This is a genomic window from Sinomonas terrae, from assembly GCF_022539255.1.
Lineage (GTDB): Bacteria > Actinomycetota > Actinomycetes > Actinomycetales > Micrococcaceae > Sinomonas > Sinomonas terrae.
The window spans coordinates 1,111,872-1,135,288 of sequence record NZ_JAKZBV010000001.1 but is presented as its reverse complement, the minus strand read 5'-3'; the positions used below and the strand labels follow the sequence as shown (position 1 = coordinate 1,135,288).

Annotated in this window: 19 protein-coding genes; 4 read left to right on the top strand and 15 right to left on the bottom strand. The window is 67.0% G+C overall.

Annotation, left to right across the window (positions count from 1 at the left end; all coding sequences use genetic code 11):
- Positions 1-43 precede the first annotated feature (43 nt).
- A complete protein-coding gene (locus tag L0M17_RS05270; protein WP_241052452.1) occupies positions 44-259 on the top strand; it encodes a PLDc N-terminal domain-containing protein in 216 nt (71 codons plus the stop codon).
- Between the two features lie 213 nt (positions 260-472).
- Here L0M17_RS05270 and mgrA read toward each other — a convergent pair whose 3' ends face one another.
- Positions 473-1,489 (bottom strand): L-glyceraldehyde 3-phosphate reductase, encoded by a 1,017-nt coding sequence (gene mgrA / locus L0M17_RS05265; RefSeq protein ID WP_241052450.1) that lies wholly within the window; start codon positions 1,487-1,489, stop codon positions 473-475.
- Positions 1,490-1,620: 131 nt separating this feature from the next.
- On the opposite strand from mgrA, the gene L0M17_RS05260 reads away from it, so the two are divergent.
- Positions 1,621-1,887 carry a GlsB/YeaQ/YmgE family stress response membrane protein gene (locus L0M17_RS05260; protein WP_043120042.1) on the top strand — a complete coding sequence of 89 codons (267 nt, stop codon included), beginning with the start codon at positions 1,621-1,623 and terminating at the stop codon, positions 1,885-1,887.
- A gap of 74 nt (positions 1,888-1,961) precedes the next feature.
- On the opposite strand, the gene treZ is transcribed toward L0M17_RS05260, so the two are convergent.
- The 4 genes from treZ to glgX (L0M17_RS05240) form a co-directional block, all read right to left on the bottom strand.
- The gene (gene treZ, locus L0M17_RS05255; RefSeq protein ID WP_241052449.1) at positions 1,962-3,764 is read right to left on the bottom strand and encodes a malto-oligosyltrehalose trehalohydrolase; all 1,803 of its coding nucleotides are present in this window, start codon (positions 3,762-3,764) and stop codon (positions 1,962-1,964) included.
- Positions 3,764-6,178: a malto-oligosyltrehalose synthase gene (gene treY, locus L0M17_RS05250; protein ID WP_241052447.1), complete on the bottom strand. Its 2,415-nt coding sequence runs from the start codon at positions 6,176-6,178 to the stop codon at positions 3,764-3,766. The genes treZ and treY overlap by 1 nt, the downstream gene beginning before the upstream one ends.
- A 1-nt stretch (position 6,179) precedes the next feature.
- Complete coding sequence (glgX, locus tag L0M17_RS05245) at positions 6,180-8,567, bottom strand: glycogen debranching protein GlgX (RefSeq protein WP_241052445.1); 2,388 nt, start codon at positions 8,565-8,567, stop codon at positions 6,180-6,182.
- 101 nt (positions 8,568-8,668) lie between these two features.
- Complete coding sequence (glgX, locus tag L0M17_RS05240) at positions 8,669-10,771, bottom strand: glycogen debranching protein GlgX (RefSeq protein ID WP_241052442.1); 2,103 nt, start codon at positions 10,769-10,771, stop codon at positions 8,669-8,671.
- Between the two features lie 214 nt (positions 10,772-10,985).
- Here glgX (L0M17_RS05240) and L0M17_RS05235 point away from each other — a divergent pair, with 214 nt between their 5' ends.
- Together L0M17_RS05235 and L0M17_RS05230 are read left to right on the top strand one after the other, a co-directional pair.
- Complete coding sequence (locus tag L0M17_RS05235) at positions 10,986-11,330, top strand: hypothetical protein (RefSeq protein WP_241052436.1); 345 nt, start codon at positions 10,986-10,988, stop codon at positions 11,328-11,330.
- A gap of 40 nt (positions 11,331-11,370) precedes the next feature.
- Positions 11,371-12,261, top strand: a complete 891-nt coding sequence (locus L0M17_RS05230) for a nucleotidyltransferase family protein (protein ID WP_241052434.1) — start codon at positions 11,371-11,373, stop codon at positions 12,259-12,261.
- A 5-nt stretch (positions 12,262-12,266) separates the two neighbouring features.
- Here the strand turns inward: L0M17_RS05230 and L0M17_RS05225 are convergent, their stop codons facing one another.
- From L0M17_RS05225 to L0M17_RS05180, 10 genes are all read right to left on the bottom strand, one after another.
- The gene (locus L0M17_RS05225; RefSeq protein WP_241052432.1) at positions 12,267-13,373 is read right to left on the bottom strand and encodes a glycosyltransferase; all 1,107 of its coding nucleotides are present in this window, start codon (positions 13,371-13,373) and stop codon (positions 12,267-12,269) included.
- Positions 13,374-13,468: 95 nt separating this feature from the next.
- On the bottom strand, positions 13,469-14,422 hold the full coding sequence (locus L0M17_RS05220) for a glycosyltransferase family 2 protein (protein WP_241052430.1): 954 nt from the start codon (positions 14,420-14,422) through the stop codon (positions 13,469-13,471).
- Entirely contained in the window at positions 14,419-15,483 is a 1,065-nt protein-coding gene (locus L0M17_RS05215) for a glycosyltransferase (protein WP_241052423.1), read from the bottom strand. Before L0M17_RS05215 ends, L0M17_RS05220 begins: the two co-directional genes overlap by 4 nt.
- The gene (locus L0M17_RS05210) at positions 15,480-16,562 is read right to left on the bottom strand and encodes an O-antigen ligase family protein (protein ID WP_241052421.1); all 1,083 of its coding nucleotides are present in this window, start codon (positions 16,560-16,562) and stop codon (positions 15,480-15,482) included. The genes L0M17_RS05215 and L0M17_RS05210 overlap by 4 nt, the downstream gene beginning before the upstream one ends.
- 143 nt (positions 16,563-16,705) lie before the next feature.
- A complete protein-coding gene (locus tag L0M17_RS05205; protein ID WP_241052413.1) occupies positions 16,706-17,854 on the bottom strand; it encodes a glycosyltransferase family 4 protein in 1,149 nt (382 codons plus the stop codon).
- Positions 17,845-20,085, bottom strand: coding sequence for an N-acetylneuraminate synthase family protein (locus L0M17_RS05200; protein ID WP_241052405.1), 2,241 nt, complete (start codon positions 20,083-20,085; stop codon positions 17,845-17,847). Before L0M17_RS05200 ends, L0M17_RS05205 begins: the two co-directional genes overlap by 10 nt.
- On the bottom strand, positions 20,082-20,777 hold the full coding sequence (locus L0M17_RS05195; protein WP_308196812.1) for an acylneuraminate cytidylyltransferase family protein: 696 nt from the start codon (positions 20,775-20,777) through the stop codon (positions 20,082-20,084). Before L0M17_RS05195 ends, L0M17_RS05200 begins: the two co-directional genes overlap by 4 nt.
- A gap of 11 nt (positions 20,778-20,788) precedes the next feature.
- The gene (locus tag L0M17_RS05190; protein ID WP_241052395.1) at positions 20,789-21,985 is read right to left on the bottom strand and encodes an RNA-binding protein; all 1,197 of its coding nucleotides are present in this window, start codon (positions 21,983-21,985) and stop codon (positions 20,789-20,791) included.
- Positions 21,982-22,992 (bottom strand): CgeB family protein, encoded by a 1,011-nt coding sequence (locus L0M17_RS05185; protein WP_241052386.1) that lies wholly within the window; start codon positions 22,990-22,992, stop codon positions 21,982-21,984. Before L0M17_RS05185 ends, L0M17_RS05190 begins: the two co-directional genes overlap by 4 nt.
- A complete protein-coding gene (locus tag L0M17_RS05180) occupies positions 22,989-23,330 on the bottom strand; it encodes a glycosyltransferase family 2 protein (protein WP_241052382.1) in 342 nt (113 codons plus the stop codon). The genes L0M17_RS05185 and L0M17_RS05180 overlap by 4 nt, the downstream gene beginning before the upstream one ends.
- Between the last annotated feature and the right edge of the window lie 87 nt (positions 23,331-23,417).

Sequence of the window (23,417 nt, the reverse complement as noted above, 5' to 3'; positions counted from 1 at the left end):
AGGAGGGTCTATGGCACGCCGCGCCCAAAAGGAATGGAAGAAGATGAGCGGACGGAAGAGGTTCTGGGTCGTCAGCTTCTCGATGCTCGAGTTCGGCCTCAAGCTGCTCGCGTGGCGGGACCTCGCCCGGCGCCCCGCGCAGCAGATCAACGGCCGGAAGGCGGCGTGGTTCGCGGCCACCTTCGTCAACACGTTCGGGCCGATCGCCTACTTCATCTTCGGACGGCGCCCCGCAGCCGTCTCGCCGGCGCACCGCTGACCCCGGCTCGACGCCTCCGGGCAGGATCTGGCCACTCGTGGGTTGAGAGGTGGCCACTCGTGGGTTGAGAGGTGGCCACTCGTCGGGCGAGAAGTGGCCACTCGTCGGGTGGTTTCGACGAGTGGCCACATCTCCCCTATCGACTGGCCACATCTCCCCTATCGAGTGGCCAGATGTCGTCCAACGACTGGCCAGATGATGACCCACGAGTGGTCAGTGGCTCGCGAGGATCTGATCGATCTGGGCCAGCTCCCCGTCGAGGAACTCGGGCCCGGCGAGGGCGCCGAGCGAATCCTCGAGCTGACCCACAGACGAGGCACCGATGAGCGCCGAGGTCACTGGCGTCGCTCCCGAGGGCTGCGGGCGCAGCACCCATGCGATGGCCATCTGCGCAAGAGTCTGCCCTCGGTCACGCGCGATGGCGTCGAGGGCTCGCACCATCTCGACCTTGTCCTCGGTGATCGAGGACGACTTGAGGAAGTGCTCCTTCGCCGCCCGAGAGTCCTCGGGGATCCCGTGCAGATAGCGGTTCGTCAGCAGGCCCTGCGCCAGTGGCGAGAAGACGATCGACCCGGCCCCCACCTCGTCCAGAGCCTGGTACAGGTTAGGGCTGCCCTGCTCCGTCCACCTGTCAGCCATCGAGTAACGCGGCTGATGGATGAGCAGCGGCGTGCCCATATCGCGAAGGATCTGGGCCGCCTCGAGCGTCTGCTGAGGCGAGTAGGACGAGATGCCTGCGTAGAGAGCACGCCCCGAGCGGACGGCGTAGTCGAGCGCCCCCATCGTCTCCTCGAGCGGAGTATCCGGATCCGGCCGATGGCTGTAGAAGATGTCGACGTATTCAAGACCCATGCGCTTGAGCGATTGGTCAAGGCTAGAGATCAGATATTTCCGAGATCCCCATTCGCCGTAGGGCCCGTCCCACATGAAATAGCCGGCCTTGGTCGAGATGACGAGCTCGTCCCGATAGGGGCGGAAGTCCTCACGGAGGTGCCGGCCGAAGTTGGACTCGGCACTCCCTGGAGGCGGCCCGTAGTTGTTGGCCAGGTCGAAGTGGTTGACTCCGAGGTCGAAGGCGCGCCGAAGGATGGCACGCTGTTCCTCGAACGTCTTGTCGTCCCCGAAGTTGTGCCAGAGCCCGAGGGAGATGGCCGGCAGCTTGAGACCGCTGCGCCCAACCCGGTTGTACTGCATGGATTCATAACGGGTGGAATCTGCGATGTACGTCACAGCGCACCATCCTATAAAGATTCAGCATCGTCTCGAGGACAACGGTGACGCGCACGTAGTTGCGTGTTAGAACAACTGGATCGGGGAAATACGTAGTTCTCTACGGGATCGCACCAGCAAAGGAGAATAACGTGGGGTTCATCGGATTTCTGATCCTCGGTCTGATCGCCGGGGCGATTGCGAAGGCCATCCTCCCTGGCCGTCAGGGCGGCGGCTGGATTGCCACTCTCATCTTGGGCGTCATCGGCGCTTGGCTGGGAGGCTTCATTGGTGGCCTGATCTTCGGTTTCAATACGATCGGCACCTTCTTTGAGATCCGCACCTGGGTCACTGCCATCGTCGGGTCCATCATCGTCCTCCTCATCTGGGGTGCCATCGTGCACCGCCGCAGGGCTTAGTCCCTCACCAGCGAGAGGCCCCGTCCGGCAGCGCCGGACGGGGCCTCTTCGTGTCGCGAGGAGCTCGCGGCTGCCTAATCCCCGAGGACGACGGCGCCAGGACCGGGGAAGGCGATGAGGTCGCCGTCCATGCGAATCGCCTCGTCGGTCGAGATCACCACGCGCCTTCCACCCGCGCCAGGAAGGCGCACCTTGGCCGAACCCGGGCCGAGGTTGACGGCAACAGCCGCGCCCGGCCGGTTCCAAGCGATCCACCTGCTCCCGCCGTCAGCGCCCGTCGCGACCTCAGTCTCGTCGAAGCGCCCGGACCACAGGCCGGGGAGCTCGTGCCGCGCGTGGATGAGGCGTCGGTACAGCGCAAGGAGGCGCGCGCCGTCGTCCGTCTCTGCCTCGCTCCAGTCAAGGATGGAGCGGCTGCGGGTCTCGGGGTCCTGGGGGTCTGGGACGAGGGAGGAATCCCAACCCATCTTCTCGAACTCCTTGAGCCTGCCTTCCGCAGTCGCGCGGGCGAGCTCGGGCTCAGGATGGGAAGTGAAGAACTGCCACGGCGTGCGTGCCCCATACTCCTCCCCCATGAAGAGCATCGGGGTGAACGGCGAGGCCAGCACGAGGGTCGCCGCGACGGCGAGCTGATCGTAGCCGAGCGACGCGCTCGGGCGATCACCGGCGGCCCGGTTGCCCACTTGGTCATGGTTCTGGCTGCACACCACCAGCTGGCTGGGTGTCACGAGATCGGCATCGATGGGCCTGCCATGGCGGCGTTCTCGGAAGCTCGAATAGGTGCCGTCGTGGTAGAAGCCGCCCCGGAGAACCTTCGCAAGCGCTTCAGGGTCCGCGAAATCCGAGTAATACCCCTCCGCTTCACCCGTCAGGGCGACGTGCACCGCGTGGTGATAGTCATCGCTCCACTGTCCATGCACCCCGTAGCCGCCACGGTCTTGCGGCGAGATGATGCGGGGGTCGTTGAGGTCCGATTCCGCGATGAGCACCTTGGCGCGACCCGTCCGCTTCTCGACCTCATCCGCAAGCACGGCAAGATCCTCGAGGAGGTGAACTGCGCGCCGGTCGACGAACGCGTGAACCGCGTCGAGGCGTAGGCCGTCCACTCGGTAGTCCTCGAGCCAAAGCCGGGCATTGTCGAGGATGAAGGCACGGACCTCGTCCGAATTCGGCCCGTCCAAGTTGACCGAGTCACCCCAGACGGTTGCTCCGCCCTCGAGCAGATACGGGCCGAACTTCGGGAGGTAGTTGCCGCTTGGTCCTAGGTGGTTGTAGACGACGTCCTGGATGACTCCCATGCCGTGCGAGTGCGCGGCGTCGACGAAGCGCTCATAGGCCGCCGGCCCCCCATAGCCCTCGTGGACGGCTGACCAGAGGACACCGTCGTAACCCCAGTTGTGGGGCCCGTTGAACGCGTTGACGGGCAGGAGCTCTACGAAGCCGATGCCCAGATCGGCGAGGTACGGGAGCCGCTCGGCGGCTGCGTCCAGGGTCCCCTCCGGCGTGAAGGTCCCGATGTGGAGCTCGTAGACAACCGAACCTGCGAGTTCCCGGCCGGTCCAGCCGTCGTCGGACCAGCGGTGCGAGGACGGGTCGAAGCCAGCCGAGAGCTGGTGCACCCCCTCGGGCTGTCGGAGGGAGCGAGGATCAGGGAAGGGCCCTTCGCCGTCGACGACATAGCCGTACCGCTCCCCTCCCGCCAGCGCCGCGCGCACGCGGGCCCGCTCGGCCTCGGGGACGGTCCGCCATCCGCCGTCCTGCTCGACGAGACCGAGCTTCTCGGCCCCGAGGACGAGTTCAACCTCTTTCGCCGCCGGCGCCCACACGTCCCCCGGCTCGTGTGCGGTACGGCCGGCAGTCTGCACCTGTTCGGTCATCACTTCTCCTCCGGGACGAGCAAGGCGACGGGAAGCTCTGCGAGCACCTTTGCAAGGGGCAGCTGCCCCGCCTCGTGGACGGCGCCTGTGAAGGCGTTGAGGGTGGGCCGCGGGAGGACGACGGAGGTGTCGCCCCACCCACCGCGCCGCTCTAGCCCGGCGGGAAGCCGGGTGGCGAGGACGACGGCGCCGCGCACTCCGCGTCTGAAGCCCACCAAATGTGCGGCGGCCGGCCCATTCGCCTTGAGCGGCACGTAGCCCTCGAAGAGCTCGGGCCGGTCGCGCCTGAGCCGGAGTGCCCGAGAGACGACGAGGAGCTTGGCTTCCTCCGCAGTCGGGAGCGGGACCAGCGAACCGACGTCGAGTGCCGACAGCGCGGCATCCCGAGCCTCGAAGTCCACTGGCCTCCGATTGTCGGGATCCGTGAGGGAGCGGTCCCAGAACTCGGTGCCTTGGTAGACGTCGGGAACGCCGGGGCCTGCGAGCTGCACAAGCTTGGCGGAGAGCGCGTTGGACGCGCCGTACGGTTTGATCCTTGCGACGAAGTCCTCGACGAGGCTCCGTGTTTCGGGGTCCGACACAGCCGAGTGGACGAGTGCCTCGAGCTTGTCTTCGAAATCGGCGTTCGGCTCGGTCCAAGTCGTGTCCAACGCCCCTTCGCGGGCTGCCTTGAGCGCGTAGCCCGTGAGCCGTTCGGCGTCCGCTGGCCAGGCGCCCACAATGGCCTGCCACACGAGATTCGCGAGCGAGCCGTCGGGAAGCTCTGCGCGTTCGAGGAGGCGTGGGAGCAGCTGCGCCCACTCGTCTGCCATCTCGGCAAGGACCGAAATGCGGGCCCGTGCGTCCTCGCTGCGCTTGGTGTCGTGGGTCGTGAGGGCGGTCATCGAGTGCGGGATCGATGCCTCCCTCTCGCTCATCCGCGCGTGGAACTCATCGAGGCCGATCGAGAAGCGTCCCGGATCGGTCCCCACCTCGGTCAGCGTCCCGAGCCGCGAAAGCCGGTAGAACGCCGTGTCCTCGACGCCCTTGGCCATGATCATCCCGGTGGTCTGCTGGAACCGGACGCAGAGTTCCGTGGCTGGATCCGTCAGGAGCGGTGCGAGAGCCATGATTGTCTCCGCAAGATCAGGGCGCTCGCCAGCGGCTTGACGGCACGTCTGGTCCACAAGCTCGGCCTCGCCGGGAACATGCGGGAAATACGTGCGGTAGACCGGAAAAGCGACCGCGATCTCGGCGAGCGCGTCGGCAACGTCGTCCTCTGAGGCGAACGGACGCGGAAGCGCGCCGGCCTCCGTCAGGTTGTGGGCGTCTGCCGCGGCGGGAACGAGGCGTGCGAGCCGAAGGATCTCCGCGCGGAGCGGCCCGGAGGTGATCATCCGCTTGGCGGTGCGCTCCACGGCCTCCACATCGACGCCCCCGCCGGCTTCCTCACCCGATCCTGCAGAGCCGGGCGATCCTGCAGGACGGGGCGAACGACGACGAAGGGTCGCCTCCACCTCGTTGAGCCGCGCCTCGCCAGCCGTGTCGATGAAGAGGCGGTCGATGAGACCGAGCGCGTCATAGCCCGTCGTGCCTTCGCAGGGGAACTCCGACGGAAGTCGCTCGTCTGCCTCGAGGATCTTCTCGATCACGGTGTACGAGTTGCGGGTCAGCTCGCGAAGCCGCCCGAGATACTCGATCGGGTCCGCGAGCCCATCCGGGTGGTCGATCCGGAGCCCATCGGCCAACCCCTCGTCGAACCAGCGACGTACCTCGGCATGGGCCGCGTGGAAGACCCATGGAACCTCGACGCGAACCCCTGCGAGGCTAGTGACGGTGAAGAACCGCCGGTAGTTGAGCCGGGTGTCGGCCTCACGCCACGGAATGAGCTCGTAGTGCTGGCGGCCCGCGACGTCCCGCGGGCTGTCGTCAGGGCTGGCGCTGCCTTCCGCGACCGGGAGCGGCATCTCGCCTAGGTACAGGCGATCCCCCTCGAGACGGAGACCGTCAAGGTCCGCCTCCGAGCCGAGCAGCGGAAGGAGGATCTTCCCATCCCCTGCCGCCCAGTCGACGTCGAACGCTTCGGCGAAACGCGAGTCCCGCCCTTCCCGGAGAAGCGACCACCACCACGGGTTCTGTTCGGGTACATCGACGCCGAGGTGGTTCGGCACGATGTCCACCAGAACGCCCATGCCGGCCTCGTGCGCAGCAGCGGCAAGCCGCGCCAGCCCGTCCTCGCCACCCCTTTCGGGGTCCACCCGCGTCGGATCGGCGACATCGTAGCCGTGCTCGGATCCGCGGACCGCCGTGAGGATCGGGGAAAGGTAGACCCAGCCAGCGCCCAGCCTGTGCAGGTACGGCACGAGGCGTGCGGCGTCGTCGAGCGTGAAGCCCGGGCGGATCTGCAGTCGATACGTTGACGTGGGATACCGCATGTCAGTCCTTGCCCCTCCGCGGGCCGGACTCGGATCGTTTCGTCTTGGAGGAGTCCGGCGCCGCTTGGTCCGCCGCCTCAGCCGGAGCCGCCTCCTCGACGGGCGTCTCCACATCCGCCTCAGCCGGAGCCGCCTCCTCGACGGGCGTCTCCACATCCGCCTCAGCCGGAGCCGCCTCCTCGACGGGCGTCTCCTCCTCGACGGGCGCCTCCGGCGCGCGCCCCTCACTCTCGGCGAGTGCTGCGAGCGACGCCGCGACGGAATGATCCGCCTCGGCCGGGGCGGGCTCGTGGGCCCGCAGCACGGCAAGGCTCTTGGCTGCGATCCCGATCTCGGTACCCGCGAGCACTTCCTTGCCGTGTGGCAGCGCCCCTGACGTGTCGATGAGGACGTCCCACCCAGGCGCGTACTTCCGGGACGGAATGCGGAAGCTCACTTCGCCGTCGTGCGCATTGAAGTAAAGGAGGAAATGGGCGTCGGTGATCGCTTGACCCCGTCGGTCCACGCCGTTGATGCCGTTGCCGTTGAGGAACACGGCAACCGATCGGCCGAAGGGGGTGTCCCAGTCCTCGGGCACCATGGTCTCGCCGTCAGGCCTGAGCCACACGATGTCCGGAAGCCGGTCGCCTTCTTCGCGCCGGACGGGCTTGCCGACGAAGAACTTGCTGCGGCGGAACGTCGGGTGCTCCGCCCTCAGGCGTGCAACAGCCGCGGTGAACTCGACGAGCGGCCGGTCCGTGGCCTCCCAGTTGATCCAGGTGAGTTCGGAGTCCTGGCAGTAGGCGTTGTTGTTGCCGTGCTGAGTCCGCCCGAGCTCGTCACCGTGGCAGATCATCGGCACACCCTGCGAAAGGAACATCGTGGCAAGGAAGTTCCGCTGCTGGCGTGCGCGCAGCTCGAGGACCTTCTCATCCTTGGTGGGCCCCTCGGCACCGCAGTTCCACGAACGGTTGTGGGACTCGCCGTCGTTGTTGTCCTCGCCGTTGGCCTCGTTGTGCTTCTCGTTGTAGGAGACGAGGTCCCGCAGCGTGAAGCCGTCGTGGGCGGTCACGAAGTTGATGGAGGCGACTGGGCGGCGTCCATCCCGCTCGTAGAGGTCGGCAGAGCCGGTGAGCCGCGAAGCGAATTCCCCGAGCGTGGCTGGCTCGCCTCGCCAGAAGTCGCGCACCGTGTCGCGGTACTTGCCGTTCCACTCCGACCATTGCGGCGGGAAGTTGCCCACCTGGTAGCCGCCTGGCCCGACGTCCCACGGCTCGGCGATCAGCTTCACCTGCGAGACGACGGGATCCTGCTGGATGAGTTCGAAGAAGCTCGAGAGGCGGTCGACGTCGTAGAACTCCCGGGCGAGTGTCGAGGCGAGGTCGAAGCGGAAGCCGTCGACGTGCATCTCGGTTACCCAGTAGCGGAGCGAGTCCATGAGCAGTTGCAGGGAGTGGGGTTGCCGGGCGTTGAGGGAATTGCCCGTGCCCGTGTAGTCCATGTAGTACTGCGGGTCATCCTCGACGAGCCGGTAGTAGCGCGCGTTGTCGATGCCTTTGAGGGAGAGCGTCGGGCCCATATGGTTGCCCTCGGCCGTGTGGTTGTACACGACGTCCAGGATCACCTCGATGTCCGCCTCATGGAGAGCGCGGACCATCGCCTTGAACTCCTGCACCTGGGTGCCGAGGTCGCCGGCAGAGCTGTATCCGGCGTGCGGGGCGAAGAACCCGATTGTGTTGTAGCCCCAGTAGTTGTGCAGGCCCTTTTCCTGCAGGGTGCTGTCGTCCACGAACTGGTGCACGGGCATGAGCTCGAGGGCGGTCACCCCGAGCTTCTTCAGATGGGCGACGACGGCGGGGTGCGCCACGCCCGCATAGGTTCCCCGCTGGTTCTCGGGAACCTCGGGATGCAGCTCGGTGAGCCCCTTGACGTGGGCCTCGTAGATGACCGTCTCGTGGTACGGGATGCGCAACTGCGCGTCCGGACCCCAGTCGAAGAACGGGTTGGTCACGACGCCGAGCATCATGTAAGGCGCCGAGTCCTCGTCATTGCGGCTCGACGGATCGCCGAAGTTGTACGAGAACAGCGGCTGGGACCACTCGGGCTGCCCGTGGACTGCCTTGGCATACGGATCGAGGAGGAGCTTGTTCGGGTTGCAGCGAAGCCCCTTGCTCGGGTCGTACTCGCCGTGTACCCGATAGCCGTAGAGCTGCCCGGGCTGAATGTCCGGGAGGTAGCAGTGCCACACGAAGCCGTCCACCTCGTTGAGCTCGACCCGCTTCTCATTCCGATCCGCGTCGAAGAGGCACAGCTCCACCTTGCTCGCGGCCTCGCTGAACAGGGCAAAGTTCGTCCCGGTTCCGTCGAACGTCGCACCCAAGGGGTATGGGGTGCCGGGCCAGATCTCCATGTAGCTCCTCTATCAGTGGTGGGTCACGCCGGACCCGGTGCCTCGCATCATAGCGATGGGGGGGTGACGCCGTCGTTCTCTTTCCGCCGCGCCTCAGCCCTTCACTCTCTTACGGCCTCGAGCACGACAGCGCTGCGGGCAGGCACGACGAAGCGCTCCCCCGCACCAGTCCGTTCCCCCACCAGGCCCGAACTACACGTGGTGAGGACCGTCGTCCATTTGTCGGGAAAGTGGCCGGCAGGAATGAGGTAGTCGACGTCGTTGTCCGCGGCATTCAGGATCACGAGCACATCCGAGTCCCGGGCCGCCCCGTTCGCTCCGGGAACCGCATTGCCATTGAGGAAGAACGCAAGCGACTTCGCCCAGTCTTCATCCCAGTCGTCGCTGCCCATGGTGGTTCCGTCCGCGTCCAGCCAGACGATGTCGGGGAGCGGATCCCCCTCCGCAGGCGCAACCGGTGTGCCATCGAAGAAGCTGCGGCGGCGGAAGACCGGATGCTCACGGCGAAGGCGCACGAGGCGCCGCACGAAGTCGACGAGTTCCCCGTCCGCGTGCGCCCAGTCGATCCACGTCGTCTCGTTATCCTGGCAATAGGCGTTGTTGTTCCCGCCCTGGGTGCGCCCGAGCTCGTCTCCGTGGGAGAGCATCGGTACCCCTTGCGCCAGCATGAGCGTCAGGAGCAGGTTTCGCTGCTGGCGAGCACGAAGCTCGAGGATGTGCGGGTCATCGCTCGGCCCCTCGACGCCGCAGTTCCACGAGCGGTTGTCGTCGGTCCCGTCGCGGTTGTCCTCGCCGTTCGCCTCGTTGTGCTTGGCGTTGTACGAGACGAGGTCGCGGAGCGTGAAGCCGTCGTGGATGGTCACGAAGTTCACGGAGGCAGAGGGCCTTCGCCCCTCCTCCTCATAGAGGTCAGCGGAGCCCGAGAGCCGCGTCGCCAGCTCCCGCAGCTTCCCCGGCTCACCGCGCCAGAAGTCCCGCACGCAGTCGCGGAACTTGCCGTTCCACTCGACCCATTGAGACGGGAAGTTGCCCACCTGGTAGCCGCCAGGGCCCACGTCCCATGGCTCCGCAATGAGCTTGACCCGGGAGAGAACCGGGTCGGAGGCCACGAGTTCGAAGAACGGCGAGACCATGTCCACCTCGCCGGCTTCCCTCGCGAGCGATGCCGCGAGGTCGAACCGGAAGCCGTCCACGTGCATCTCGGTGACCCAGTAGCGCAGCGAGTCAACGACGAGGCGAAGCGTCAAAGGATGACCGACGTTGAGCGTGTTCCCGGTACCGGTGTAGTCCATGTAGTGGAACTCGTCGCCCGGCACGAGGTGGTAGTACGCCGCGTTGTCGATGCCTCGGAACGAAAGCGTCGGCCCGAGATGGTTGCCCTCTGCCGTGTGGTTGTAGACGACGTCGAGGATCACCTCGATCCCGGCGCGGTGGTAGGCCTTGACGAGGTCCTTGAACTCGGCGATCTGCTGGCCGTGGTGGCCACTGGACGAGTAGGCGTTGTGCGGCGCGAAGAAGCAGATGCTGTTGTAGCCCCAGTAGTTCGAGAGGCCCTTCTCTACGAGGATGGGATCCTCGATGAACTGATGGACGGGCATGAGCTCGAGTGCCGTGACGCCAAGCGAGGCGAGATGGCCGACGACGGCGGGGTGCGCCGCGCCGCGGAGCGTCCCCCTGAGCTCCTCGGGAACCTCAGGATGGAGCTGGGTGAGCCCCTTGACATGGGCTTCGTACACAACGGTCTCGTGGTACGGGCGGCGCGGGGCCCGATCGCCTTCCCAGTCGTACTCGCCGTGGTCGCAGACGACGGAGAGCATGGCACGCCCAAGTGAGTCCGAGGTGTCCATCGTCCCGGGCTCGCCGAAGACGTATCCGTGCAGCTCCTGCTCGCCGGTGAACGTCCCGGAGGCCGAGAGCGTGTAAGGGTCCAGGAGTAGCTTCGCGGGATTGAAGCGAAGTCCCTGCTCCGGCTCCCACGGGCCGTGCACGCGGTAGCCGTAGAACTGGCCTTCCCCGGCCCCGGCGACTTCGCCCTCCCAGCGGATCGCGCCGTCGGCCTCGCCCTGCCGCACCAAGTCCACACACGTCTGCCCGCCGTCGTCCGTGACCAGGCAGACTTCTACGCGCTCGGCCTCTGGCGCAGTCGCCACAGCAAAGCGCGTTCCCCCATCGGTCAGATGCGCCCCATAGGGCTCCTGTTCCATGGAGCGACACTATCCCACGGCGCCGACACTTTCGCTTGGCCCGGGAGTTCGCTGTGTGACTTCCCCGGATTGCCCGGGAGCCCCTCGCGACGGCCCAGCCGTTACATAGGCGACGCTTGCGCACCGCCTATGACATCCGTTTGCGCAACCGCTTACACTGGTGCCCGAGATCCCAGCTCAGAGCCAGCGGGGATACGGTCGTTAGGGGGGCGCAATGAGCTTCAGGAGCCTCGCTCTCGGGGACAAGGTCACGTTCTATGACACCGGCCCGAAACCCTTCAACGTCCGTGCAGTCTCGCCTGATCAACGCATCGTCATCCTCAGCCGTCCCGTCGATGAGAGCAACGCCGTCGAGTACACGATGATCGACTGGGAGCGCGACGCGCGCGGTCTGGACGGCACTTTCGGCCGTGGCCACGTCATCGGATCAGGGGTGCATCGGAACCTCTGGAGGTTCTTCCGCGGAGTCACCACCGATGCCCCCGCGACCACCCAGACCGTCATGGACTTCACCCGCTGGGTCTCCCTCTCCATCTCGGCAGTCAACGGCCGCCCCTAGGCTGTTTGCCTTCGCCCTCACGGGTCAGAATGATGGAGCTGTGGGGGGACTCGAGACAGAAGCACATCCGAACCGCGGCACACCGCTGGTTGACTTGCCGCTGAGCGACCGGATCCAGCTTGCCCATGCGCTCGTCGAGTGGCTCTCGGCCGAGGCCGGGATCGACCTCCTGCACATCAAGGGATACGCCGCTGACCGCCGCCTCTACGCGGTGGGGCGTGCGAGCAGCGACGTCGACGTCCTCGTACGGCCGGCACACGCGGGACGGCTGGCCGAGATTCTCGTGGCCCACGGGTGGGAGGTCACGACGACCTTCCGGAGCGGCTCGGTGTTCCACCACGCGATGACGCTCTGGAGCGAGCACTGGGGCCACGTCGACATCCACCGGAGCTTCCCCGGCGTCGGCCTCGCCCCCGAGGACTTCTTCGAGCGCCTCTGGACGCGCAGAGGGGAGTCGCCCATCGCTGCCTGGCCCTGCCGTGTTCCCGCCTTCGAGGACCAGGCCCTGTTGATCGTCCTGCACGCGGCCCGGGATCCGCACCGAGGTTCGGCCGACGTGGAGACCGTGCGCGAGGCGGTCGGCCCAAGAAGGTGGGCGGAGCTTGAGAGCGCCGCCCGCGCCTGTGAAGCTGGCGTCAGCTGGGCCGCGGCCACCGGGCGGCTCGACGACTGGCAGGGCCATCCCGAGCGCGCCGTGTGGGAAGTGGTCTCGCGAGGCGGTTCGCGAGTGGAGCTCTTCCGCGCCCGCTGGCGCGCCTCGCGTGGCCAGGCAGAGCGCTGGGAGCTCCTCCGTTCGCTTCTGCTGATCAACGGGGACCACCTTCGGATGAAGCTCCTGCGAGAGCCGAGACCAGCTGACTATGCCCGAGAGCTCAGATCCCGAGCGGCCGACGTCGCGCGGTCCGTGCTCGCACCACGTCGACGGCGCTAGGCGGGCTAGCCGGTTCGGCGCCGCGCCATCGCATCGACTTCGGCGCACAGCCGTTCGCGGAACCGCTCCTCTGAGAACCGGTGGACGTGCTCGCGAATAGCGAGCGCGTCCCAGTCCTCTTCCCGGAAGGCGAGCACCGCTTCCCGGATCGCCTCCGAGGTCGGACGCTCGATGAAGGTGCCCGTCACGCCCTCCGCAATCGTGTCGAGATAGCCTCCGGCGTGGAGCGCGATCGTCGGCTTTCCCCATGCTCCGGCCTCGAGCGGCGTGATCCCGAAGTCCTCGTGGGACGGCGCGATGAGGGCCTTCGCGGAGGCGTATGCCCATCGCATCTGTGCGTCCGTGACGAGCCCGGCGAGCCGGACGTTCGAGGGCCGTGCAGCTTGGAGGGCCCGAGCGAGCGGACCCGTCCCCACCACGAGCAGGCGCTCGTCCAGACCGCGGAAAGCCTCGATGGCCCGGTCCACGTTCTTGTAGGGAAGAAGCCTCGAGACGATCAGGAAATGGCCGCCATCGCCCACGAAATCCTCGAGTTCGCACATCGGATCACGCCTCCCGGTCACATCGACGCTGTGGGGCGGGTGGAGAATGTCAGCCTCTACGCCATAAACCCGGGCGATGCGGTCACGGACAACGGTCGAGTTGGCGAGATAGCGCCGGGCGCCCCACGCGGCCCGCCGGTCCCACCGCACGAGGTGAGGCTTGAGCGCTGCGAGGGCTGCCCTCTGCACGCTCCGACGTGCGGCCCTGCCGAGATACTGCTCGGCAAGATACAGCCAGCGCGCCGGCGAATGGCAGTAGACGAGCACCTTCCCTTCCGTAGCGAAGCCATGCGCCCAGCCGCTCGTCGAAGCGATGACGACGTCGGCCGGCACCGAGAGCGCGCTCGCTGCGGTGGCCAACAGAGGAAGGGCCGCTCTATGGTGCCTGCGGAGCACGGCGAATCGGTTGAGGGCGGAGGTGACGATCCGCGCGGACCGGAACTCCGGAAACGTACCGTCGGGATCGTAGAGCGTCGTGTAGATGGTGGCGTCGGGAAAGGCTCGGTGCATCGCGAGCACGACGCGCTCGGCCCCGCCGCGCTGAGTCAGGTAGTCGTGAGCGATCGCCACGACAGGTCTGGTGTGCCCCAAAATATGGCCCCCATGGGTCTCGCCGTCGCGCGGCGTCGTGGTTGTGGCCTGGCCGCGGTTGTGGCCGGGCCGTGCTAGAACGTGCCGCGCGCCCGGTGCGGATACTTGACGCCCGCGATTCCTGCCGATTCGACCGCGAGCGCAATGAGCTTCTCAGCGACAGCAGCGGGGAGCCGTGGAACAGCAGCGTCCGCCGCTGCGCCGTAGGCATGCAAGGTCCGCTCCGTCACAAAGGAACTCGTGCCAGCGACAACTCTGTCCCATAGGCTGGGCGGGCTCTTGAGGGGGCCGTCGTCGAACTCCTGAAGTGCTTCCGGGCCGTGCACGGCAAGGAAGGTCTCGCGCGCGGCACCTGCGTGCAGCGCGCGTACTGCGCGAGCCGCCGTCGTCGTCGACGCGCCGTGGTGGACTGCGATGAGCTCGGGCGCCACAACGATGGGAACTCCCGCGCGATGCAGGCGGTAGCCGAAGTCGACGTCCTCCCATCCGTAGCGTCGATAGCGCGCGTCGTAGCCCCCGAGCCGCGCGTGGAGGTCGGCGGCCAGCGAGACGTTGGCCGACCAAAGCCGCCACGTCCGCTTGGGCGGGAGGGCGAGGGCTGAAGTGATCGAGTGGGCGTTGGCCTTGCGCCCGTACGCCCTCGCGTAGGCCGTGTCCGGGAGGGCGTTGGTGGTCAGGCCCACCACGCCACACCTCCGGCCCGAGTGCCTTGCAACGTGGCCGGTGATGAAATCCGAACGCGGTTCGAGGTCGTCGTCACAGCGAATGATGATCCGGCCAGTGGCCGCAGCAGCTCCGGCATTGAGCGCGGCGGCTCGGCCTCGGTTCTCTCTGAACACTATGGGTTTCAGGGCGAGGCGGTGGGACCAGCTGCGAAGGACGTCCTCAGACCCGTCGATGTCTCCATCGACCACCGGCAACACCTCGAAGTCGTCGGTGTCCTGGGCGGCGAGAGCGGCGAGGAGCACCGGCAACCGCTTGGCGCCCCCGCGGGTTGGAACGACGACAGATGCGGCGAGCCTGCTCATGGGGCACTCTCCGCTTGCTCGACCCGCTTCTCCTGGGGCGCAAGCCCGAGAGTGGCCAGAAGACTCCTGACCGACTCGCGGCCTACCTCGGGTGCAAAGAGCTCGGCCCAACGCTTGTGGGCGCGTTCGACGACGTCATCCGCGGGAAGCGCGGACGCAGCCTCGGCGATGACGTCTGCGAGAGACTGCGGGTCGCCCGCGCGCGCAATCCAGGGATGATCGTGCCCGATCACCTCGGGGAGGGCACCCGCGTCGCTCACGACAACCGGCACGCGGGCTGACATCGCCTCCGTGACCACGAGGCCGAATGATTCCTCCCATACAGACGGCACCACGAGGATGTCGATCGTGCCGAGAAACTCGTCGGTGACCATCCAGCCGAGTTCCTGCACGGAGCGCCCGAGGGACCGGAGCCGGCCTTCGACGACGACGCGTTCCCGCGCGTCGACGAAGCGTGGCTCCCCCGCGATGCGGAGGAAGTAGCGAAGGGGACCGCGGTGGCGGAGTCTGCCCATCGCGTCGGCAAGCACGGGAATCCCCTTGGCCTCGGACGGCCGCCCGAGGAAGCCGAGGCGGATGGGGCCCTTCCCCCGCGGAACCAGCACGCGTTCGAGCGCGGGCGACCAGTTCGCGAGCACCCGGGCACCACGCACCTTCGATGCCATGAACTGGGACGGCACGAGAGTTGCCATGGCGCGGGCGCGCGCTGCGGGCACGACGAGCTGCTGGGGCCCGACGGGGAGCTGGTGAAGGTGGACGATCCGCTGTGGCATGCCAGCGGTCGCGGCGGACGGGATGAGGCCGTTGCACCACAGGACCCCTTCGGGGTGTGCCTTCCGCCAGCGCCGGAGCGCGATCATGTACTCAGGCCGCCCGCGGCACGGGAGCGCCTCGACGGGAAAGCCTCGCTCTTGCGCGGCAGCGATCACACCTCCTAGCCGTTCCGGGCCCAGCACCAGAACGTCAACTCCCATATCCCTGAGTGCTTCAGCGATTGCGAGGAGCATGACCTCTCCTCCGCCGATCTCACCGTTGTTGGCCGCGAGAACGATGTGCGTCATGTCCCATTCCTCCTGAACCGCTGGGTCTCTTCCGAGGGGCTGGCCGCCGAACCCGCCCGCGGAAATTGGGTGATAGCCGCATATTGCATCGAAACCCCCACCGCCGCTGCGGACGACACGGTCATGAGGACCTCACCGAGATTGATCGCACACACTGCGATGCCGATGAGCGTGGCCTCGTACAGCGGAATGCGCCGCGAACCGAGCTTGACGAGGGTGGCGAACGTGGCGACCAGAAGGCCGACGACGAACGCGAACGCGATCCAGCCGCCCTCCGTCCGGACCGACAGATATGAGCTGTGGTAGAAAAACGTGAGGCCGTCGACGAGAGTACGCGCTGTCCCTGCACCATGGCCGAACCACGGGCTCGTCGCAACGTCCGCGAGCGCCGCCTCATCAATTCGCGCACGCAGTGCATCGCTTCCTGCCCGCCCCGCAAAAGCATCGGCTCCGAGACCTTCATGCGTCGCGTTGCTGACCCAGAGAACGGCCACAGCGAGAAGGCCTAGGGCAAACCACGGGTGCACTCGAAGCCGGCTCAGCAGCAGCCACACGATCATTGAGCACGCGGCAAGGAGTGTCGTCCGTGAGTCGGTGAGCACCACCCCAGTAACCGCCGACCCCACCACGACGAGCTTGCTCCATCCCTTTCGCAGGGTCGGGAACGCCAGACCTGCGCACACAATGATGATGAGCCCAGCCGTGTTCGGATCACCGAAGATCCCTGTGAGGCGGTTCGCGTAGCCACTTTCCTTGAATGTCGCGGTTCCCCATGCAACCCCTAGGACCATCCCGAACGCGAGGCCTCGCCCGAGGGCTGCGCGATCGAGGCGGCCAGCGGCGACGACGATGATCGCGATTGCATCGATCGCCAGATGACTCAGGCGTCGAATGTCCGGAGCACCTAGTGCGATGGAAACCAATGCGATCCACAGTGCGCCTGCCACGGCGAGGGCCGGCATCCAGCGCGGAAGTGATACGCCGTTCGGCCGTGAGCCCAGACCTATCAGGACAGCGAGTGCTGTTGCGACCGAGTCGACCGGGATGCCGAGCCCGGGCACGTCGACTCCGCCGACCACGAAGCCAACCGCACAGAGGAAGGCCAGGAGCTCTGTCGTCCCAGACTCGCGGTTAACGAGGCTCCCCTTTCTGCCAATGCTCCTTCCGTCAAGGCTCCTCTCTTCGTCACCTGCCGTCCGAGGAACCGACAAGGGCCAGGACGTCATGCGGTGCCACCCCGTTCGTACTCCGCAACGATCAGCGCGGCCATCTCCTGCCTGGTCGGCCAACCCCTTGGCAGGGAGGGGCGCTCGCCGTCGTGAGCCTGACGGACGATGGTCTCGGCCACGCTCCGCGGACGGTCGCCGACAGCGAGGCATCGTTCCGGAAGGATCTCCGGGTTTCCGCCCACAGGTGTCGCAACGACCCCGAGACCTGCCCTCATGGCGTCGAGCAGCGTGTAGGAGCAGTTCTCCCATGTGGAGAGCTGAACCACGACGTCGGCGTGCGCCATGGCTGCGGCCGGATCGAGGAAGCCGGGCAGGTCAACCGTTTCGCCAAGGCCCATACCGCTGACGGCGGCATGGAGCGCTGCCCGCTCGGGGCCCTCCCCCGCGATGGTGAGCGTTGCGTGAGGATTGAGGCTTCTCAGCTCAGCGAAGGCGTGCAGGAGGTCGGTGATGCGCTTCTCCCGCGAGAGTCTGGCCAGCGAGAGGACGCGCAGACCTTCGCCCTGACTCGCGCTGCCCGTGGAGGCGAGAGACGGCGTGCCCTTCCCCGACGGGGCTGCCGCCTTGCCTCCAGCGCTCGGCCGATCGACGCCGTTAGGTATGACCGCGATCTCGCCTCGGGCCGACCATTTCGCGAGCATCGCACCTTTGGTCGCACGGGAGACCGCTATTGGGATATCGGTCATCGCGAGTCGCCTGCGGTGGACTTCCGCCATGGCTCGCGAGCGCCAAGCAGACCCGTGATACACGGCGTCGTCAGCCGCGATCCCATGCTCGGTCGTCGCGAGCCGCACCGCCATGCCCCGGGTGGCGAGCGCCGCTATGACGTCTGCATAGGCGAGGTGCGCATGGACGACGTCGGGTTGAAGCGCGCGAATCACCCGGCGCAGTGCGTTCACCGAGGCCGTGAGCCCTGCCCCGGGACCGAACTCGGTGGCGCAGACGGCGGCCCCCGCAAGTCTCAGCCTTTGGGCGAGCGGGCCCTCTGGGCATAGGACCACCAGCCGCCAGCCGGGCAGACCGACCTCGGCGACATCGAGAACGTGTCGAGCGACGCCGCCGAGGTCCGCAACCGGTACAACCCATAACGCGGTGGGATGGGCTCTCACCGGCGAGCGCCGCCGTCGAACGCTCAGAACCATCGCTCGAGCCTTTCGAGTGCGGTCCAGAAACCCTCCCCGCTGTTGGTGTGCCCCTGCCAGATCTCGGGGATGAACCCGGCTTCCGGCGCAAGCCGATCAAGCTGCGCGGACAGTGCCGCCCAGTCGACCTCTCCTTCTCCGATCTGCACGCCTTCGCCGTCGACGCCCTTCGCGTCCACGAGGTGGAGGTGGATCGTGTGAGGGGCCAACAGTTCGACCGCCTCGGAGAACGGGATACCGAGGTGGTTGGCGGCGAGCTTCGAGTGAGAAACGTCGAGGCACAGACCGATCCCGGTCGCACCGGCGAACTCCGCGGTGTCCTTCGGATCGAGGAACAGGTTGTGGAACTGCTGGCCACCCATGAGCCAGGGGTAGGGAGGCAAGGTCTGGGCCGCGAGGCGCACGCCCGCCGTGTCGAGCCGCCGGAGGGCCTCTGCGATCCGCGCGTACATCCCGGCCCTCCGCTCCGACGGGACGTGCCGGTCACGGGTAAACCCGCCCATCGTCACCACTACGATCGGTTCGTCCTCGCGGAACCATCGGGCGAGGGACCGCGTGATGCCGATCGTTCGCTGGACCTCCGCGATCGAGCGCTCCCACACGTCGGCGTCGGGCGAGGCGAGGTCCACAAGGAAGTCCCCCGCGAACAGATCAGGAAGATGCGTGGTGAAGCGCATGTCGAGCGGCTTGGAGAAGACGGACTCGACGTCGACTTCGAGGTCTTTGTAGGAGAAGTGGAATTCCAGGAAGTCAGGAGTGCAGTCACTGATGAGGGAGGCGTGGTCGTGATAGCGGACCGGCAGACCCCATGGCCGGCGGAACCGGAAGTCGCGGCCCGCGGGCACGACGTCGGCGAGGTCGCCGCTGTAGAAGAAGTCGCCTTCGGCCACGGATCGCCTCAGGGTCCGGCCGAGCAGGCGTGGGAGGGCGTTGGGCTGGAGGCCGCGCCCAGGACTCTTGATATCGACGTCGGCCTCTTGCACGACGTGGCCCGCGGGAAGTGGCTTGGCAGCAACGAGCGATTTCGCGAGGTTCGCTCGGTTCATGAGCTCACCTGTCGAGACCTCTCGCGGAACGCTCTCCCCGATCGACTCCTCGGCCTCCCGGATCCAGCGCACCATCTCTGCGAACTCATGCGGGAGCAGCGAGACTTTGTGGTCGTTGCCCTCCATCGAGACGTCGAGCGTGAAGTGCTTCTCGATGATCTTGGCCCCGCGCGCCACGGCTGCGACCGGCACGTGATAGCCGCGCTCATGCCCGGAGTAGCCGACAATGCACTGGCCGATCTCGGCGAGCCGGTCCATGTATGCGAGATTCACGTCTTTGAACGGGGCCGGGTACGAGGACTGGCAATGCAGCAAGGCAAAGCTCGCACCGAAACCCCGAATCAGCGCAGAGGATTCCCGGATCTCGTCTTCCCGTGACATTCCCGTGCTCAGCACGAGCGGCAGGCCCGTCGACGCGGCCTCGCGCAAGAGCCCGTGATTCGTGAGATCGGCCGAGGCGATCTTGAGCGCGGGGATGCCGTAGTCGACGAGCGCACCCACGCTCGGACCATCCCACGGGGTGCACATGACATCGATGCCGCGGTCCCCGCAGTGGTCGAAGACGTCGAAGAGCTTCCCTGCCGGGAGCGAGAAGCGTGAGAGGAGGTCGAGCGTGTACTGGGCGCCGAGATCCTCCCCCACGCTCGAGCCTCCCGCCTGGCGGTAGAGCGCGTCGAGGTCGCGCAGCTGGAACTTGACGGCGTCAGCCCCCGCGTCGGCCGCGAGATCCACGAGGCGGCGTGCGAGATCGACCGAACCGTTGTGGTTGTTCCCGATTTCGGCGATCACGAAAGCCGGTTGGCCCGCCCCGATCTCGCGTTTCCCTATGGTCAGGACCTCGGCGCGGTCCACGGCCACTGCCACGAGACGACCCCGATCATCGACGAGGGGCAGGTGGCGGATCTCCCGCCCCATGAGGTTGCCGAGATCCCGAAGTGGCGTTCCGGCTCTCGCACTGTGCACCGCTGGATTGGCCACCTGAACGGCGGGAACGTCCAGCTCGGCGTTCGGGTTCTCGACGATCCACCGCCGGAAATCACCGTCAGAGAGGGAACCGCGGAGGACGCCGTGCTCGTCGACGCAGAAGGCGATCCGCTCCTGGTTCTCCGTGATCTTCGCGAGGGCGGTGAGGATCGGAGCCTCCGCGAAAACGATAAAGGGCGCGATATTCCGCTCGATGATCACAGCTCTGCGTCCTTTGCCTCGAGCGCATTTCGGAACCATTTGAGCTGCTGTTCGGCGATGAGCAGGTCCAGTTCGGTGTCCACGTCGGTGCCTTCTCGCTCGTCCATCACGAAGAGCCCCACTTTGCCGCCGAGACGGTGGCCGCCCCGCTCGTAGATCTCGGTGCGAGTGAGGTAGAGAGAGCCGGTTTCGCGGTACGCGTAGGACGCTTCATCGAGATCCTGCCTCCGGGGCCGGTGCGCGGGGTCGTACGCCGCGAATGGAACGTCCCCCGACAGCCACAGAAACGGTGGCTGCGGGACGACTCCCACCAGCGAGTCGATTCCGCCCGCCTCGAACTGTTCGACAGCGCGGTCCAAGGTTCCTGGGAAGCGCACGGGCGACGTGGCTTGGAGGAGCATGACCGCGTCCGGGCGCCGGCCCTGCCGAACACGTGCGGCGATGGCGTGGCGAATCACGGGCTCGGTGGGAGTCTCGTCGAGCGCGAGAGCCGCTGGCCGGAGGAAAGGCACGTCTGCGCCAGCTCGCCGTGCGACGTCTGCTATCTCCGCGTCGTCCGTCGAGACGAGGACATCAAGGTCAGAGCGTGCGTTGAGGGCCTGTTCTATCGTCCAGACGAGGAGCGGTTTGCCAGCAATGCTGCGGACGTTCTTGCGGCGGATGCCTTTCGACCCGCCTCGTGCGGGTATCACGCAGAGTATCGTCAACTTCTTCCCCTCGAATGCTGCGGTGCGGATGGCTTGTCAGATGTGTGCGGGATGCGGCGCCTGAGGAGCCGTACGATGTGGTCGGCGACGGCGGCTGCGGGTTCGCGCTCGGGCCTCGCCGGGGGCGAGGTCGGCGCCCCACCCCAACGCCGCATGGAATAGCGGTCCCAGAACTCAAGGAGCCAACGAGGTGCCTCGGGGAACACGACCCAGGCCGGAACGCCTCGGGCAGCGGCTTCGAGCACGCCCGTGGAGAAGGCGGAGACGACCGGGCGTCCCAGCTCGCGCAGCGGTAGTCCCGAACGGTCGACGACGATGCCGCGACGCTCCCACAGAGCGTGCTGAAGGCGGGACGCAACATCGGTCTCCGCAGGATGGGGCCGATACATTGCCCCGGTCGCTCGGCAGAAGTCTGCCGTCACCCGCCCTTTGATACCCCGTGGAAGCTCGGCGCCGTGGAGCTGCCCCAAGTACATCGGCCGCTGGTCTCCGCAGGGCGCGGGCTTCTCGTTCCCTGCTGCCCACAGCAGCTGAGATCCGATGCTCGAACAGACGACGTCGTCTCGCCCCGCCGCAACGAACGCCCCGTCCTGATCGCTGAATGCGAGGAAATGAGATTCCGGTGGCAGCGGCGGCGCGTGCGGGGTGAGGAGACCGTGTTGGACGACGACTCTCGCCGCTCCGAGGTCCCCAGCCCATCGATTCGCGACCGCACCCACAGGCAGGAAGTGACCGATGGTCGCCACTGCTCGGACGGAGCCCAAGACCTCGGGCACAGGGGGCGCGGCCGAACTCGGGTGCTCGGACGCGCGCGGGACTGTACGGGAGTCGTCGGAAGCGCGCGGGGCCGTACCGGCGTCGTCGGACGCACCCGGCGCCCCACCGCCAGCCGGCACCTCGAGCCACCGCCAGCCATGTCCCGGCAGGAGGCCCGGACGCCGCGTCGGCATGAGCACAGCCACGTCTAGACGGGGAAGCAGCTCGAGAGGACGCACGAGCGAAGCCACTTGAGTGGGAGTCTCGGCGTCGAGGCCGATGAGTGCTTCGGGCGTGGACCCCCGGACCGCGAGCCAGAGGACGCTCTCGCGCCGTGGGAGGAGCGAAGCGCGGATCCGCCGCAATCGGTGCTGCCGTCCCTGCCACCGACGCCATTCGTCGATGTCCCGTGGAAAGAGGAGTCCCGTCCCGGTCACGCCCACAGTGCATCCACCTCGGCAATGCGGTGGGCGAACGTGTGGTGGGCGAGGCTCCGGCGCCGCCCGGCCTCGCGGATGCGCTCGGACCACACATGATCGCGCTGCGCCCGGACGGCGAGGTCCACGAGCTCGGCCGCCGAGTCGAAGACGAGGACTTCCTTTCCGACTTCGTAGAACTCACCGATGTCCTGACGGTCGGCTAGCTGGAGCCCACCCATGCCCGGGACTTCGAACGTTCGCATGGCCAAGCCTGCTTGGGAACCGTGGACGTTCACCGCGGCCGCCGCTTCGGCTTGGACGGCATATGCACGGTCGAGGGGTATGTCCCGCTCGGCCGGAACGGATGGCCGCGCCAGTTCCCAAGTCCTCAACCTGTCGAAGAAGTGATGGGACCACTGGCGCCCGTAGGCCCGCACCGGGACGCCCGCTTCCCCAAGCCTGGTCAGAAGGTCCACGCGATTCGGATACCGGGCCCCGACGAACACGATCTCCCCGGAACGTCTGGCGGAGGGGGACGCCAAGTCCGGATCGAACGCGTTCGGCACGAAGGTCGTCTGGATGCCGCGCTCGCACAGCTGCTGTGCCTCGATGCGGGCGTAGCTGACGATCGGCCCGACGTCGCGGAGGAACTCGTCGGTGTACCGGTGCCGCCGCAGGTCGTCGTAGAGCCAGAGGATGCGCGGAGTACGGCGCTCGCCGAGATCGTGCCAGAACTCGTTTCCGAGCGTGTCGCCCTTGATCACCACGACTCGGTCAGGCCGTGACTGCCGAAGGACGGTCAGGGCTCGTCGGGTGGCCCAGGCCTCAGCTTGCGTGTGGCCGTCGAAGCCGAGCCGAGCAGGAAGTTCGAAACACGCCTTGTTGCGCAGCTTGTCGGGGAAGGTTTCGAACCCGTCGTAGCAATGGGTCACGACGTCGTACCCGCGGCCGGCGAACGCGCGCGCGATAGAGCGGTGGTAGCCGTGGAAGGACGGAGTGACGAGCAGGAGCCGGCGACTTCTCATCGTGCCCTCCGAGCCACATAGCCGAGTTCGCGCCGTAGCGTGGCGAGGGCGCTAACGTCCCGCCCCATGAGCTGACGAAGGGCATTGGCACCCGCGTTGATGACAGACGTGGTGGCGAGGGCGGCCCGAAGCCTGCGTTCCCCGCCCCATTTCTGGGCGTAGATCAGCCGCCCCGACACGAGCCACTCGCGCCGGAGGGCGGGATCGGAAGAGCCACCGCCCTCGTGAAGGGCGCTAACCGTGCCGGCAAAGATTGAGGGGACCCCGCGCAGACGGAGTCTCCGCTGAAGGTCCACCTCCTCGGCATTCATGAAGAACCGCTCGTCGAATCCACCCACAGCCCGAAACTCTGCGACCGGCACCAGCATCGCCGCTCCGACGACCCAGTCGACCGGAACGACAGCGCCATCAGTGCATGCAAGGTT

What these genes read in the sequence shown, in the direction of transcription:
- L0M17_RS05270 (WP_241052452.1), top strand. Translation starts at nt 44, where the DNA reads ATGAGCGGACGGAAGAGGTTCTGGGTCGTCAGCTTCTCGATGCTCGAG.
- treZ (WP_241052449.1), bottom strand. Translation starts at nt 3,764, where the DNA reads ATGACCGAACAGGTGCAGACTGCCGGCCGTACCGCACACGAGCCGGGG.
- treY (WP_241052447.1), bottom strand. Translation starts at nt 6,178, where the DNA reads ATGCGGTATCCCACGTCAACGTATCGACTGCAGATCCGCCCGGGCTTC.
- glgX (WP_241052445.1), bottom strand. Translation starts at nt 8,567, where the DNA reads ATGGAGATCTGGCCCGGCACCCCATACCCCTTGGGTGCGACGTTCGAC.
- glgX (WP_241052442.1), bottom strand. Translation starts at nt 10,771, where the DNA reads ATGGAACAGGAGCCCTATGGGGCGCATCTGACCGATGGGGGAACGCGC.
- L0M17_RS05235 (WP_241052436.1), top strand. Translation starts at nt 10,986, where the DNA reads ATGAGCTTCAGGAGCCTCGCTCTCGGGGACAAGGTCACGTTCTATGAC.
- L0M17_RS05220 (WP_241052430.1), bottom strand. Translation starts at nt 14,422, where the DNA reads ATGAGCAGGCTCGCCGCATCTGTCGTCGTTCCAACCCGCGGGGGCGCC.
- L0M17_RS05215 (WP_241052423.1), bottom strand. Translation starts at nt 15,483, where the DNA reads ATGACGCACATCGTTCTCGCGGCCAACAACGGTGAGATCGGCGGAGGA.
- L0M17_RS05205 (WP_241052413.1), bottom strand. Translation starts at nt 17,854, where the DNA reads ATGGTTCTGAGCGTTCGACGGCGGCGCTCGCCGGTGAGAGCCCATCCC.
- L0M17_RS05185 (WP_241052386.1), bottom strand. Translation starts at nt 22,992, where the DNA reads ATGAGAAGTCGCCGGCTCCTGCTCGTCACTCCGTCCTTCCACGGCTAC.